We start from the raw sequence: 14051 nt of genomic DNA, 5'->3' as shown, positions 1-14051 counted from the left end.
CGGCACCGGGTCCGTTCGACCCGCGGAAACTCGCCGGATTTATCGTGTCGGAATCGAGTGTCTAGCGCATGCGAGAGACTACCACCGGACGGGCCGTCGGCCGCACCGGCCGCGTCGGCTTCGCCGCCGCGGTGCTCCTCGTGGGCGTCGCGGCGCTGGCGGCGGCCGGTTCCGGGACGCTCGGCGTCGTCGGTCCCTACCTTCTGGGCGTCTCGTCGCTCATCGTGGTGCTGGGCGTCCTCAGTTTCTGGACCGGGTAGGCGCGCTCGACCGTATCCGCCGAATCGCGCGCTGTGTCTGCATCGCGGAACGCTCTCGGTATTCGGTTGCCGCCACTTCGTAGCCCTACGACCGTTAGTTATTTTTCACTTTCTATAATACAATTATAAGTTTAAATAGTAAGAAGTAAGCTCGCGTCATGACAGACGAATCCCCCTCACCGAACGGTGCCGACCGACGAACGTTCTTGCGCGCGACCGGCGCGGCGGTCGCCGGAGCGGCGCTGGCCACATCAGCGGTCAGCGCCCGCGGTCCCGCCGCGAGCGACGTCCACGTGGCGACGGCCGACTTCGACCGCGGCGTCTCCGGGAAACACCGCCACGAGGTCCGGCAGACGGCCCTCCGGGAGTTCAACGCCTGCGGTGGGGACCTCGACGCCCCGCCGGCGCGCTCGACGCCCGACCCTGAAGACGGCACCGTCGTCTCCTTCGCGTACCGAATCGACGAGAACGGCGTCCCCCAACAGTACGCCGGCATCGCGGGCGACGCAGACTCGGTGTCGACACTCCACGGGAGAGCGACCGCCCGCGCCGGCGCGTTCGAGCGCGGACTCGGTACCGGCGCGCGCACCGACGGCGTGCGCACGCAGGCGGGTTCGTGGAACCGAATCCTCCACGACGAGGCGGACTTCTGCAAGGACCCCTACGGCTGTGTCACCAACAACTTCGACCTCCAGCAGTTGGCGAGCGACGGCGACGCCGCCCAGGACGCCTACGCCGTCAAGCACATCTTCGCGATGGAACCCGGCGTCCAGAAGTACGGCTCCGACTGGGTGAACAACGTCGGGCGGCCGATGCACGATTGGCGGCAGAACAGCATGGGCGGGGCGGACCTCCACGAGTGGGACCCGCTGGGCACCCACGACGGTAAGCAGACCATCAGCGTCTCCGTCGGCACCGGCGGTGCGAGCCTCGGGTGGCAGTACACCCTACCCGCCGTGACGACCGTCGACGAATCGAGTCCGTCGAGCAACTACGCCAAGTGGTCCGAGGAGTTCAACACCGATGCCGCCCGCGAGAACACCAACGGGATGAAACCCGGGAGTTCGACGTGGCTCGACCAGCAGGCCGCCGGGAGCGGCTACCACGACCTGATGGACCTCGTCGCCGACGGCGAGTTCTACGACGGCGGGTGGTCGTCCGACACCTACTCCCTCAAACACACCTTCCACGTCGACGTGTACTACTGAGCCGAGACGCGGTACGCCCGGGGTCGCTATCGCCGCGGAATCAGGAACCGCCGGTCGGGGAAGTGCTCGCGGCGAATCGACTCGGCGACCGCGCCGAGGCCGACGAGCGCGAGCGACGCCGCTCCGGCGGCGAACGGCGTCCGCCAGTTGAAAAAGAGGTGGCGGTTGAGGAGGTAGAGTCGGCCGTCGCGTCGAACGCCGAGTCTGCCCTTGCGCGGGCGGAGTCCCGGCAGGTCGGCGGCGTCCCGGATGACGACGCGGTCGCCCGCGATAGCGCGGTCGACGACGCGCCGGTCGTGCGCCGAGAGTTCCTCGTAGCGCACGACCGGGACCGGTTCGCTCCCGAACCCTCGCTGTTGGGGGACCGTGGTGACAGTCCCCTCCGAGACGACCTCGTACTCGAGGGCGCCGATACCGACCGCGAGCGCCCCGACGAGCAGGAGGACGCCGGCGAAGAACAGGAGGAAGTTCTCGACGCGCACGCGTCGAAAGTGTACATCCGTTCACATATCTGTTTCGACGGTGACGCCTCGGGCGTCGCCTGTCGCGTCGAGGCTCGTCGCCGGACCCGGAAACGCTCACCCGCCGTGTTCCCTGCGGAACGCCCAGACCGTCGCGAGCAGACCGGCGAGTCCGAGTCCGCCCGCCGCGCGGGCGAACTTCGTCCGGAGGTTGAAGAACAGTTGCCTGTCCAGCAGGTACGTCTCGCCGGCACGTTGGACGCCGAACCGCCCCCGCCTGTGGATTCGGCCGGGCAGGTCGCCGGAGGCGCGAACCACCACCCTGTCGCCGTCGATGGCGCGGTCGACCATGCGACGTTCGCGGCCCGAAAGATTGCCGTACGGAATCGGCCATCCGGCCTCGCGGGGGAGTCGTTCGACCTGCCCCTCCGAAACCACGCGGTATTCGAGCGCGCCGATACCGGCGGCCATCGCTCCCACGAATAGGAACAGGGCGAGGTAGACCAGCAGGAAGTTCTCGACGTTCACCCGGCGAGTTGGCCGCGTCTCGGTATTTAAACGTTCGTGCGGGCGAGCGACCGCAGTTCTCGTCTGCAGCGTTAGTGACGGAAATTTTATCATGCGACGGTCGAGACTGTTCGCCGATTCATGAACGTCGTCGCGACGGTCCGCGCCATCGTGCTCGTCTACGGAGCGATGCTGTTCGGCTTCTTCGCACTCACCCGACTCGCGGGCAGACTAGCGCTTCGAAAACGGCCGTCGAAGGCGGCGGCCGAACTGCGGTCGCTGGAACTCAGCATGAGCCTCTGCGCCGGCATCGCCATCGTCCTCGTGGGTATCCCGACGGGGTTGCTGGCCGTGCTCGACGTTCTGACCCAGCGGATTCCGGTGGTCGGGTCGACGCCGATACAGAATGCGCTCTTCTCGACGAGCGTAGTGTTCGGCCCCGTGCTGGCGGGCCACGTCGTCGTCACCCTCGCCACGCTTCCCCTCTGGCGCGAGTTGAAGGACATCGACGTCTCCGCGCGGTCGGCGGTGCGAAACGCGACGGTCCGGTACGCCGCGTTCGTCGGCCCGAAACTCGGCCTGTTCCTGCTGGCCGGGGCGTTCGAACCGGGGCTCACCCTGGTCGCGGTGACCGCCGCGGCGTACGTCGCCTACGGGGCCGTGGCACCCGTGCTGGTCGAACGACTGAACGACACCCGGGCACTCGACCCGGACGAGCGCGACGTCCTGGGGGAGATTGCCGACCGCGAGATACCGGTTCGCGTCATCGACGCGAGCGACGCCAAGCAAGCCCAGGGGTACGCCGCCGGCGTCGTTCCCGGATGGAGATGCGTCTACCTCACCGACTTCCTCCTCGACGAACTTCCGGATGCCGAGATACGAGCGGTCGCGGAACACGAGTTCGCGCACCTCCGTCGCGGCCACCTCCTGCTCCGAAAGGGCCTGTACTGTCTGCTCGTCGTCGGGGTGGCGCTGGTGATCGCCGACCTCTCCGCCGATGGACTGCTGTTACTCGCCCTATTCGGTATCCCGCTCTGGCTGGTCATCGCCGCCGTCGCCCGCTGGACCGAGTACGACGCCGACCGCGTCGCCGCCGAGGCCGCAAGCCCCGACGCGATGGCCTGGGCGCTCGACATCCTCGCGGAACGCAATCTCATTCCGAGGGAGTACGGCCGCGTCGGCCGCCTGTTGTCGAAGTACCCGTCCGTCGAGCGCCGGACGACCAGGCTGTCGGAGTGACCGCGGGGAGGTGCCGAACGGCGTGTCGGCGTCACGTGCGACGGTCGCTCGCCGCCGCGAGCGTTTTCGTAGAAGTGTTGGAAAATGACTACGTCGGTCGCGACCGAACAGCGTCGCATGACCACCGACAGGCGGAAGGACGCTGCGCAGTGGCTCTGGGTGCTGTTACTGCCGGCGTATCTCGTCGGGATGGCGGTAGTCGGCGTCTCGCAAGTCCTCAGGGGCGTCGGTGGCTCGAAACTGCACGCGCTCGGCGTCGCCGTCGGGTACGTGGGATACGGCCTGTGTTGGCCCTCGATGTACCTGTACGAGCGGTACTGGGCGCCCTAGTTGGCGCGTGGTGGGCGGAAGTCGGGAAGATTCTCGTGCCGACGACGAAGCGACATCTCGCCAGCGGCAGAACGACCGTGAAGCTAGCTTCAGTCGACGTCCTCGAGCTAGCTTCAGTCGACGTCCTCGACCATCTCGCTCGCGACGCCCGTGTAGCCCGCGGGCGTGAGCGCCAGCAGTTCCTTGCGGGTTTCGTCGTCCACGTCCAGATCCGCGAAGAGGTCCCGGAAGTCTTCGAGCGTGACGCGCTGACCCCGAGTCAGGTCCTTCACGCGTTCGTAGGCGTCGTCGTGACCTTCCCGGCGCAGAATCGTCTGGACCGCCTCGCCGATGATTTCGGGGGTCGCGTCCAGTTCCTCGCGCATGACCTGCTCGTTCGGGACGACCTTCGAGAGGCCGTCCTGAAGTTTGACGTAGCCCAGCAGGCAGTAGGCGAACGCCGCGCCGATGTTGCGCTTGACCGTCGAGTCCGAGAGGTCCCGCTGGAGCCGCGAGGAGGTGACGTAGTCGCCGAGGAAGACGAGGTCGGAGTTGGCTTTCGAGAGGTTCCCCTCGCTGTTCTCGAAGTCGATGGGGTTGACCTTGTGGGGCATCGTCGAGGAGCCGGTTTCGCCCGCTGCGGCCTCCTGGCCGAGGTAGCGGTCGCTGACGTAGCGCCAGGCGTCGCGGTCGAGGTCGAACAGGACGTTGTTCGCGCCCCGGAGCGCGTCGAACAGTTCCGCGAGGTCGTCGCAGGGGTTGACCTGGGTCGTGACGGGCGCCTGCTCGAAGCCCAGTCCCTCGACGAACTCGCGGGCGAACGCCCGCCAGTCGACGTCGGGGTAGGCCGCGACGTGGGCGGCGTAGGTGCCCGACGCGCCGGCGAGTTTGCCCTGGAGGCCGTCGCGGGCGTCCTTCACCCGACCCTTGGCTCTCCCTAGGCGAGCGGCGAAGACCGCCATCTCCTTGCCGAACGTCGTGGGGGTCGCGGGCTGGCCGTGAGTGCGCGCGAGCATCGGCACGTCGGCGTACTCGTGGGCGAGGTCCGCGAGCGATTCGCGAATCTCGCTGAGTTCCGGCAGCATGACCTCCTCGACCGCACCCTTCACGAGCAGGCGGTACGCGAGGTTGTTGACGTCCTCGCTCGTGAGCGCGAAGTGAATCCACGACGCCGCGTCGAGGCCCTCGGGCAGCCCCTCGCGGACGAAGTACTCGACGGCCTTCACGTCGTGGTTCGTCGCCGAGTAGTCGCCGTAGCCCTCGGTTTCGATCTGCTTGACCAGCGCGGCGTCGTCCTCGTCGAACTCCTCGTAGAGGGCGCGGAGTTCGGCCCGGTCGTCGGCGTCGATTTCCAGCGGTGTGACGTCGAGGTCGGCGAGCGCGAGCAGATACTCAACTTCGACTTGCACGCGGGCGCGCACGAGCGCGGCCTCGCTCGCGTACTCCCGGAGCGGTTCGGTCCGGCCGGCGTAGCGACCGTCCAGCGGCGACACGGCGTAGAGGGGGTTCATGCCCGAGAGTGCCGGGGCGCGGGCAAAAAGCGTGTCGGTCGAAAGCGGCACGGTCGTGCATACTCGAAGCGACACCACGCGATATCCGCCACTATTTATGCTCGAACGTGCATACTCGCTCGCTCGCAACCGCAATACCTTTCCGCGGGGACGACGCGGAATCGACCATGACACGAATCGCCGGACTCGCCAGCAATCGCGGACGGAACTTGCTGAACGTCGCCGACCGAGCGCCCGGCGGGGCCGAACTTGGCGTCGTGCTGACGAACGACGCTGACGCGCCCGTGCTGGACGCCGCCGCCGAGCGCGGAATCCCCACGGAGGTCGTCGAGCGCGAGGCCGACGAGAGCCGCGAGAGCCACGAGCGCCGCATCCTCGACGCCTTGGAGAGCTACGACTTCGAGTTGGTCTGTCTCGACGGTTACATGCGGGTACTGACCGGAGAGTTCGTCGAGAACGCGCCGCTGACGCTGAACGTCCACCCCTCCCTGCTCCCGGCGTTCCCCGGGATGGACGCCCACGAGCAGGTGCTCGAAGCGGGCGTGAAGACCACCGGATGTACGGTCCACGTCGTCACCGAGGAGGTCGACGCCGGCCCCATCGTGACCCAGGAACCGATTCCGGTCTACGAGGGTGACGACGAGAGCGACCTGAAAGAGCGCGTGCTCTACGAGGGCGAGTTCAAGGCCTACCCCCGCGCCGTGAAGTGGTTCGCCGAGGGACGCCTCGACGTCGCGGACGACCTGAGCGCGGTCAGCGTCGAGGGCGACGAGGACGGCCGGTTCCCGGCCCGCGAGGTCCGGACGGCCGACCGCGCCGCCGACCTGCGCTACGGCGAGAACCCCCACCAGGACGCGGCGCTCTACGCCGACACGACCTCCGAGGAGGCCAACGTCGTCTCCGCCCCGCAACTGAACGAGGGCGCGAAGGGCATGGGGTACAACAACTACAACGACGCCGACGGCGCGCTCAACCTCGTCAAGGAGTTCGACCGCCCCGCGGCGGCGGTCATCAAGCACACCAACCCCGCCGGTTGCGCCACGGCCGACACCCTCGCCGAGGCCTACGAGCGCGCGCTGGCGACCGACCCCAAGAGCGCCTTCGGCGGCATCGTCGCCCTCAATCGGGAGTGCGACGAGGCGACCGCGAGCCAGGTCGTCGACTCATTCAAGGAGGTCGTTGTCGCGCCGGGGTACACCGACGACGCGCTGGAGACGCTCCGAGAGAAGCAGAACCTGCGAGTGCTCGACGTAGGGAGCGAGGTCGACTTCGGCGAGGTTACGGAGACGACCACCGAGAAGGACCTCGTCGGCGGCCACCTCGTCCAGGAACGGGACCTGCAGGCGCCGACCCGCGAGGACCTCAACGTGGTCACCGACCGCGAACCCACCGACGAGCAGTTCGAGACGATGCTGTTCGCCTGGCGGACCGTCAAGCACGTCAAGTCCAACGCCATCCTGTTCGCGAAGGGCACCGAGACGGTCGGCGTCGGCGCGGGCCAGGTTTCGCGGGTCGACGCGGTCGAGATCGCGAAGATGAAGGCCGAGAAGGACGCCGAGGGCAAGACCGCCGAGGGCGCGGTGATGGCCTCCGACGCCTTCTTCCCGTTCCCGGACGGCATCGAGGCCGCCGCCGAGGCGGGCATCGAGGCCGTGATTCAGCCCGGCGGGTCGGTCAACGACGAGGACGTCGTCGAAGCCGCGAACGAACACGGCATGGCGATGGCGTTCACCGGGAGCAGGTGTTTCAAGCACGATTGAACTGCGCCCCAACTTCTCGTCCTGTCGCCCCAGTGAGAACGGATTGAAGTAGACTCGCTCCCTACACCCACTCGATGGGACTCCTGAGCGACACGAAGGTGAAGGTCCTCCTCACCGCGTTCGTCCTCTCGCTGTTCGTCCTGGTCGGCGTGAGCGCACTCGGCCTGCTGGCCGCGCTGTCGGCACTCACCAGCCCCGCGTACGCCGGGGTGCCGCTCCTGTGGGCCATGCTGAGCGCGGCGGCTCCGTACATCGTCGCCGACCTCCTCGTCGGCCTGTTCTCGGGGCTGACGTTCGTCGCGCTGGCGGTGGCGGCCGTCCGGCAGGCGTCGATGCCCCGGAACGACCGCCTCGCGCGGGTCGCCCGGAAAGTCGAGCGTCACTACCCAGGGGCCAGGAAGGCGGGCTTATCCGAGCGCGTCGAACCGACCACCGAGGACCGCATCGACCGACTGAAAGAGCGGTACGTCGAGGGCGAGATCAGCGAGGCCGAGTACGAGCGCCGGTTGCAGGAACTGATGGCCGACGAGGACGTGAACGACGAGCGCGTCCGGCGGGAGCAGCGGCAGTTCGACAGGCAGTTCGAAACCGACCGATAGACGTCGCCCCGTTCAACAGCAGGGATTTTCGCCGCCCTCCGGCGGGTCCGCGGTCGACGCGGAAACGACATCCGTGATTCGGACCCAGAGTCCGTAGTAGTCGCCCTCGTGGGAGAGATACGACGACTCGACGCTCGTCCGGCTCGAGAACGAGCGAAGCGCCTCCGCCGACTCGCTCTCGTCGGACATGCACGCCCGGGCGACTCCGTCCTCGATAGCAGTCCGAAGGAGCGACCGCTCGGCCTTCGGTAACGACGAGAACTCAATGACCGTCGCGTCCGTAGGTATCGATTCGACGGGGTCGACCGCGACCTCCCCGTCGTTCGGCATGTTCGTTCCGACGATTGGCAGTCCCTGGACGCATCCGCCGGAACAACCTGCGAGCGATGCGGCGCCGGTCGTCACGCCGGCCGCGAGGAGTCGGCGTCGAGTCACGTTCATGCGAGCGTGGTCGGAGAGGGAGGGTAAATGTCTCGTGGAAGGGACGGTCCCGATTTTAGTTATCCGTGGGCCGAGGGTGTCGCCGACCGGCGGCGATGCCGGGTCACTCCACCGAAACCGTTCGCGTCAGCGCCGACGCGCCCCAATTCAGCCGTATCTCGAGTTCCGAAACCCCTTCCGGATAGTGCGGTTCGACGGTCCGGGTCGCGGTGACCGTTTCCCCGCTCGGTACGTCGACCGCGATTTCGGGCGTGTCCGAGACGGTCGTCGCGCCGAGTTCCGCGAGGAACGTGCCGTCGCTCCGCCCGACGTTCTCGATGGTCAGCGTGGCCTCGAAGGTCGCGCCGCGGTTCGCCTCGGCGGGGACTTCGAAGCGCCGAACCTCGAACGCCGGCGGGTTCGCGAGCGCGTCCAACAGTTCGTCGCCGAGCGGCCACTCGGTCTCGGACGGATTCCCGTCGCCCCTCCAGACGACGGACGCGCCGTCGGCGTCGAGCGGAGCGGGAACGGCGAAGCCGAGTCGAACTCCCTGGGGGTCGCCCGACTGCAGTTCGACGGGGTAGTAGACCTCCCTGTCCACGCGCCGCCCATCGGCGGTGACGGCGAACGCCTTTCCGACCGCGATGCCCGAGAGGTCGGCCCGACCGCCCACCGAAACGTCGGCGACGACGAACTGCGAACCCGGTCGGTAGTGAGGGTCGAAGTGCACTCCCCGGACGACGACCGACGGCCTAACGGCGAGCGAGTGGACCGTGACGTCCCCGGCGGTCGGCGTCCGGTCGTCGGTCCCGGTTCGGTCGTCCCGCGAGGCGGTCCGCGTCCGGCGCTCCGCTCGCGTCGCGGGTGGGTCGGTCGTGGTTTCGAGCGCGTCCGAGCCGACGCACCCCGCGAGGGTAGCAGGGAGCGCGGTCATCCCGAGCGCGGCGAGCAGGCGGCGACGACGCATACCCCGAACTGTTCGTCCGACGAGTAAATGCTTTCAGGTGACTGAAACACCGGTTCCCGCGACCGGGAGGCTCTCGCCCCGGTCGGCACGTGACTCCGACACTCTAAAGCGCGCCGCGTCTGTTCTGGCAGATATGAACTTTCACGAGGCGGCGAACTTCCTGTTCGACCTGCGCCGCTTCCGACCTAAGCCCGGGACGGAGGCGACCGCCGACCTGCTCGCCCACCTCGGCGACCCCCACGAGGGGGTCGCGTACGTCCAGGTCGCCGGGTCGAACGGGAAGGGGTCGACCGCCCGGATGACCGAGCGCGTCCTCCGGGAGGCGGGCCTCGACGTGGGACTGTACACCTCGCCGCACTTCGACGACGTCCGCGAGCGCGTCCGGGTCGGCGGCCGCAAGATACCGAAGGCCGCGCTCGTCGAGTACGTCGAGGCGGTCAAACCCTACGTCAACGACAAGGCGGCCGACGGCGAGTCGCCGACGTTCTTCGAGGTGATGACCGCCCTCGCGCTCTGGTACTTCGGCCGCGAGGGCGTCGACGTGGCGGTCCTAGAAGTCGGCATCGGCGGCAAGTTCGACGCGACGAGCGTCGTCGACCCGGTCGCCGCGGCGGTCACGAGCGTCACGCTCGAACACACCGGCATCATCGGCGACACCATCGAGGAGATCGCCCACGACAAGGCCCACGTCGCGCCCGACGACGCGCCGCTGGTCACCGCGACCACGGGCGAGGCGTTCGACGCGGTGCGGATGCAGGCCCGGGACGCGGTCCGGGTCGGAACCGACGACGACGCCGACGTCCGTGTGAGCTACGACGGCCGGACCAACCACACCGAGGCCGCGGTGTCCATCGCGGCCGACGACTGGCGCGTCGAAACCGCGATTCCGCTACTGGGGGAGTACCAGGCTCAGAACGCCGGCGTCGCCGCGACGCTCGCCCGCCAGGTCGCCGCGCGCGGCGACCTGGCGGGCGGCGCAGGAGACGAGGGAGACGATGAGTCGGGCGGTCCGCTGGACGCCGAAACCGTCGCCCGCGGACTCCGGAAAGCCGACTGGCCCGGCCGCTTCGAGGTGATGGGCACCGACCCGCTGGTGGTGCTCGACGGCGCGCACAACCCCGGCGCCTGCGAGGCGCTGGCCGAGACGCTCGCGGAGTTCGACGGCGAGTACGACGACCTCCACCTCGTCTTCGGCGCGATGCACGACAAGGACCTCCGGGGGATGGCCGACGCGCTGCCGACGCCCGACCGCGCGGTCGCCTGCCACCCCAACCTCGACCGGGCGGAGGACGAGGAGGTCGTCGCCCGGGTGTTCGAGGAGGCCGGCGCGGGCGAGGTGCTGACCCGCAACTCGGTCGAGGGTGCACTGGAGAACGCGCTCTCGGCGGCCGAGGCCGACGACCTCGTGCTGGTCGCGGGGTCGCTGTTCGCGGTGGCGGAGGCCCGCTCGCGGTGGACCCGCGCCGAGATACCCAAGCGCATCCGCAACATCGACGACGCCCGCGAGGCGCTGGAGGGGACCCACGTCACCGACCCCGGCGTCTGGCGGATGCGCGGCAAGGCGGTCCACCGCGTGCTCAAGACTCGGGTCCAGACCCGGCAGGCCCGCTACCTCAAGGAGGAGATGCTGAGCCTCGGCGGGGAGTGCGCCCTCTCGGGACTCAACGAGCAGGACGAGACGAACATCGACGTGGTGCTGATGGGGACGCTGGCGCAGTTCAAGCGCCTCGCCGGCAAACTCGACGGCCAGCCCTACGGCCTGTCGGTGTTCGCCGGCGAACTCCGGGACGCCCTGGACATCCGGACCGACCGCGAGCGCCGGGGCTACCCGTGGGAGGACCGGACCGCGGTCATGGGCATCCTGAACGTCACGCCCGACAGCTTCCACGACGGCGGCCGGTACGAGGCCCGCGAGGACGCGGTCGCGCGGGCCGAGGAGATGGTCGAGGCCGGCGTCGACGTCATCGACGTCGGCGGCGAGAGCACCCGACCGGGCGCCGACGAGGTCCCGGTCGAGGAGGAGATCGACCGCGTCGTGCCGGTCGTCGAGCGCATCGCCGACCTCGACGCGCTGATCTCGGTCGACACTCGACGGGCCGAGGTCGGCCGCGCCGCCCTCGAAGCCGGCGCCGACATCCTCAACGACGTGTCGGGACTCGAGGACCCCGAGATGCGCTTCGTCGCCGCCGAGTACGACGCGCCGCTGGTCGTCATGCACAGCATCGACGCGCCCGTGGTGCCCGACCGGGAGGTCCAATACGACGACGTGGTCGAGGACGTCATCGACGAACTCGAAGAGAAGGTGCTGCTGGCCGAGAAGGCCGGCCTCGACCGCGACCGAATCATCGTCGACCCCGGCCTGGGCTTCGGGAAGTCCCGCGCCGAGAACTTCGAGTTGCTCGGCCGGACCGACGAGTTCCACGCGCTGGACTGTCCGGTACTCGTCGGCCACTCCCACAAGTCGATGTTCGGCCTCGTCGGCGCCGACGACGACCGGACGGCGGCGACGGTCGCGGGCACGACCGTCGCCGCCGAGCGCGGCGCCGACATCGTCCGGGTCCACGACGTCGCGGAGAACGTCGCCGCGGTGCGGGCGGTCGAGGCCGCAGACGACCCTGAGCGGTTCGAGGAGTAACCCGCCCGACACTTTCTTAGAGCGATACGTCGTACGCCGACGGGAAGGATGCACGACGAGGTGAAGTCCTACGCCCTCTTCCTCGCCGGCGTCGCGCTCGTCCTCAATCCGTTCGTCCCCGGCGTCCACGTCGGCGACGGGAGCGTCTACCGGTACGACGCCGCCGCGGTCGACTACGCCGCCGGTGAGGGGTTGGAGCTTCGGCACGTCCGGACGGGCGAGCGACTGGAACGCCTTCCGGTCGACGACGAAATCCTCTGCGAAGACCGCCTGGACCGTCGAGCCTGTCGGCTGGAGTCCTACGTGCGACAGAACGGAACCGTCCCCGCGCGCGCCGAGTACGGAGTCGGGTACCCCAGTCGCTACGAATACGTCCTCCTCGACGGCCGGTTCTATCGACAGGTGACCGTCGACCGCGACGGCTGGGCGCACTTCGCCCTCGACCCCGTGAACGACTCGAATCCGCTGGATGCCGTCGCCGCGACCGAACTCACGTCGCTCGAACGGAACGCCGTCGACTCCGGGCGAGTCGTCTCCTACCGCAACCTCACGCGGCGGAATCAACTCCTGAAAGTCGACGGCGAGTACTACGTCGTCTATCGGTCGGGATTCAGTCGCTACGGCGGCTCGCACGCCAGTTGTCACAGCAACGGTGACGGCTTCTGCGACGCCGCCGACTGGAAGCGACGCATCGACACCGCCCTGACCGCGGGGTCTCGGCTGGCGGGGCTGGTGCTCCTGCTCGAAGGGTGGAGCCGTCTCGGATACTGAACCGAGAACCGGTTTACAGCAACAGAACCAGCAGCACCACGACCGCGACCACCAGGACGGCACCGCCGGCCACCGCCGCGACTTCGAGCCAACTCATCCGGGACTTCGCCTCGTCGTAGGCGGCCAAGTACTCGTCGCCGACCTGGCTCTCGTCGAACGTCGCGAAGTTCTCGTTGACGGTCAGCTCCTCCATCTCGGAGGCCTTCACCAGCGCCTCGGTGAGTTCCTGCTCGCTGGTCGTCCGGAACGCCCGGTCCTCCTGTTCGACCAGTTCGTGGGCGCTCGACTCGACGTGGTACTCGACCACGCCGGCACAACCGCAGGCGAGCGCCCGGAGGAGGTCGGTCGGGAACGACTCCCGTCGGGCGGTCTGGACGTACACGTGGGCGTCCTTGAACGCCGCCAACCGATTTTCGAGCGACTGACTGCCCGCGAAGCGCACCCGGTCGTCGATGCGGAGGTCCCGGACCTGGCGCTCGTAGACGTCGCGCTCGGGGCCGTCACCGATGACGACCGCCGACCAGTCGTGGTCGCGGAGTTCCGCCAGCGCGAGCAACAGGCTCTCGAGGTTGGCGTCCTCGTCGAGTCGCCGGGAGTAGACGATGTCGGCGGCGTGGCGGGGTTCGGCCGCCCGAATCGCGTCCATGTCGATGGCGTTCGGAACCACCCGGACCGCGTCGGCGTCGGCGCCGAGTTCCCGGACGCGGGTCCGCACCGTCTCGGAGGGGACCAGAATCAGGTCCGGCAGGGTCGCCGCGAGTCGCCACCGCGGGTCGTCGGCGTCGCCCGGTCCCGGGGCGTCGTACCAGTCGACGACCAGCGGCACCCGGAGGAAGACACTGACGGCCTTCGCCGCTAGTACGTGGGAGGGGACCGGCACGGCCTGGATCACGTCGGGGTCGACCGCTCGGAGCACGCCGGGGAGTTCCACGGCGAAGCGCCCGGCGTCGCCGGGCGCTTCGCGCGTGACTCGTCGGTAGGTCACCCCGCCCTGTTCGAACTCGTCGTGGTCGCCGTCCCACCACTGCGCACAACAGACGACCGCCTCGTGGCCGCGCGCGGCCAGCGACTCGGCGACCCGTCGGGTCCGCCGAGTCGCACCCACGTCTCGGTGTTGAGCGACGGCCTCCGAGACGAACGCGACGCGCATACGAACCGCCACGAATCCGGCCCCTAAAAACCCCACCTTTTGAGTTCGGCCGAGTCGCTCGCAGAGAACCGTCGGAACCGCCCGCAGAAATTCGACCGAATCGCACCGCCCATCGCACCGCACTGCCACCACCCGATGTTCCGCGTCACCCCGCCAACGCACCACCGCACCACCCCGCCGCCGTCCCATCCCGCACCGCCGCACCGCCGCGCAATCCCGCCGCCCTCGCACCGTCTCCGCGTCGTCCGCCGCGT

14 protein-coding genes are annotated in these 14051 nt (G+C 68.8%); 8 read left to right on the top strand and 6 right to left on the bottom strand.

Translation table 11 applies throughout. The features are described from left to right. Positions 1–68 precede the first annotated feature (68 nt). Both NGM07_RS18155 and NGM07_RS18150 read left to right on the top strand, forming a co-directional pair. Complete coding sequence (locus NGM07_RS18155) at positions 69–260, top strand: hypothetical protein (RefSeq protein ID WP_253514155.1); 192 nt, start codon at positions 69–71, stop codon at positions 258–260. A 158-nt stretch (positions 261–418) separates the two neighbouring features. Next, complete coding sequence (locus tag NGM07_RS18150; RefSeq protein WP_253514153.1) at positions 419–1468, top strand: hypothetical protein; 1050 nt, start codon at positions 419–421, stop codon at positions 1466–1468. A 26-nt stretch (positions 1469–1494) separates the two neighbouring features. Here the strand turns inward: NGM07_RS18150 and NGM07_RS18145 are convergent, their stop codons facing one another. Both NGM07_RS18145 and NGM07_RS18140 read right to left on the bottom strand, forming a co-directional pair. After that, positions 1495–1950, bottom strand: coding sequence for a DUF7979 domain-containing protein (locus NGM07_RS18145; RefSeq protein WP_253514151.1), 456 nt, complete (start codon positions 1948–1950; stop codon positions 1495–1497). A 96-nt stretch (positions 1951–2046) separates the two neighbouring features. Beyond that, positions 2047–2457: a DUF7979 domain-containing protein gene (locus NGM07_RS18140; RefSeq protein WP_253514149.1), complete on the bottom strand. Its 411-nt coding sequence runs from the start codon at positions 2455–2457 to the stop codon at positions 2047–2049. A 120-nt stretch (positions 2458–2577) separates the two neighbouring features. Between NGM07_RS18140 and NGM07_RS18135 the strand changes: the two genes are divergently transcribed. Next, positions 2578–3675, top strand: coding sequence for a M48 family metallopeptidase (locus NGM07_RS18135; RefSeq protein ID WP_253514147.1), 1098 nt, complete (start codon positions 2578–2580; stop codon positions 3673–3675). 117 nt (positions 3676–3792) lie between these two features. Continuing rightward, complete coding sequence (locus NGM07_RS18130) at positions 3793–4005, top strand: hypothetical protein (RefSeq protein WP_253514145.1); 213 nt, start codon at positions 3793–3795, stop codon at positions 4003–4005. Between the two features lie 113 nt (positions 4006–4118). On the opposite strand, the gene purB is transcribed toward NGM07_RS18130, so the two are convergent. Continuing rightward, on the bottom strand, positions 4119–5495 hold the full coding sequence (gene purB / locus NGM07_RS18125) for an adenylosuccinate lyase (protein WP_253514143.1): 1377 nt from the start codon (positions 5493–5495) through the stop codon (positions 4119–4121). 167 nt (positions 5496–5662) lie between these two features. Between purB and purH the strand changes: the two genes are divergently transcribed. Together purH and NGM07_RS18115 are read left to right on the top strand one after the other, a co-directional pair. Continuing rightward, a complete protein-coding gene (gene purH, locus NGM07_RS18120; RefSeq protein ID WP_253514141.1) occupies positions 5663–7255 on the top strand; it encodes a bifunctional phosphoribosylaminoimidazolecarboxamide formyltransferase/IMP cyclohydrolase in 1593 nt (530 codons plus the stop codon). A gap of 74 nt (positions 7256–7329) precedes the next feature. After that, positions 7330–7854 carry an SHOCT domain-containing protein gene (locus NGM07_RS18115; RefSeq protein WP_253514139.1) on the top strand — a complete coding sequence of 175 codons (525 nt, stop codon included), beginning with the start codon at positions 7330–7332 and terminating at the stop codon, positions 7852–7854. Between the two features lie 12 nt (positions 7855–7866). On the opposite strand, the gene NGM07_RS18110 is transcribed toward NGM07_RS18115, so the two are convergent. Beyond that, complete coding sequence (locus tag NGM07_RS18110) at positions 7867–8295, bottom strand: DUF7979 domain-containing protein (protein WP_253514137.1); 429 nt, start codon at positions 8293–8295, stop codon at positions 7867–7869. 103 nt (positions 8296–8398) lie between these two features. Then, on the bottom strand, positions 8399–9241 hold the full coding sequence (locus NGM07_RS18105) for a hypothetical protein (RefSeq protein WP_253514135.1): 843 nt from the start codon (positions 9239–9241) through the stop codon (positions 8399–8401). Between the two features lie 133 nt (positions 9242–9374). On the opposite strand from NGM07_RS18105, the gene folP reads away from it, so the two are divergent. After that, a complete protein-coding gene (gene folP / locus NGM07_RS18100) occupies positions 9375–11876 on the top strand; it encodes a dihydropteroate synthase (protein WP_253514133.1) in 2502 nt (833 codons plus the stop codon). 48 nt (positions 11877–11924) lie between these two features. Beyond that, entirely contained in the window at positions 11925–12647 is a 723-nt protein-coding gene (locus NGM07_RS18095; RefSeq protein ID WP_253514131.1) for a DUF8127 domain-containing protein, read from the top strand. A gap of 13 nt (positions 12648–12660) precedes the next feature. Here NGM07_RS18095 and NGM07_RS18090 read toward each other — a convergent pair whose 3' ends face one another. After that, positions 12661–13797, bottom strand: a complete 1137-nt coding sequence (locus NGM07_RS18090; RefSeq protein ID WP_253514129.1) for a glycosyltransferase family 4 protein — start codon at positions 13795–13797, stop codon at positions 12661–12663. Positions 13798–14051: the final 254 nt, after the last annotated feature.

The organism is Halorussus vallis (assembly GCF_024138165.1).
Classification (GTDB): Archaea; Halobacteriota; Halobacteria; order Halobacteriales; family Haladaptataceae; genus Halorussus; species Halorussus vallis.
The sequence above is the reverse complement of the archived record's forward strand: the minus strand, read 5'-3'. Positions and strand labels throughout refer to the sequence as shown.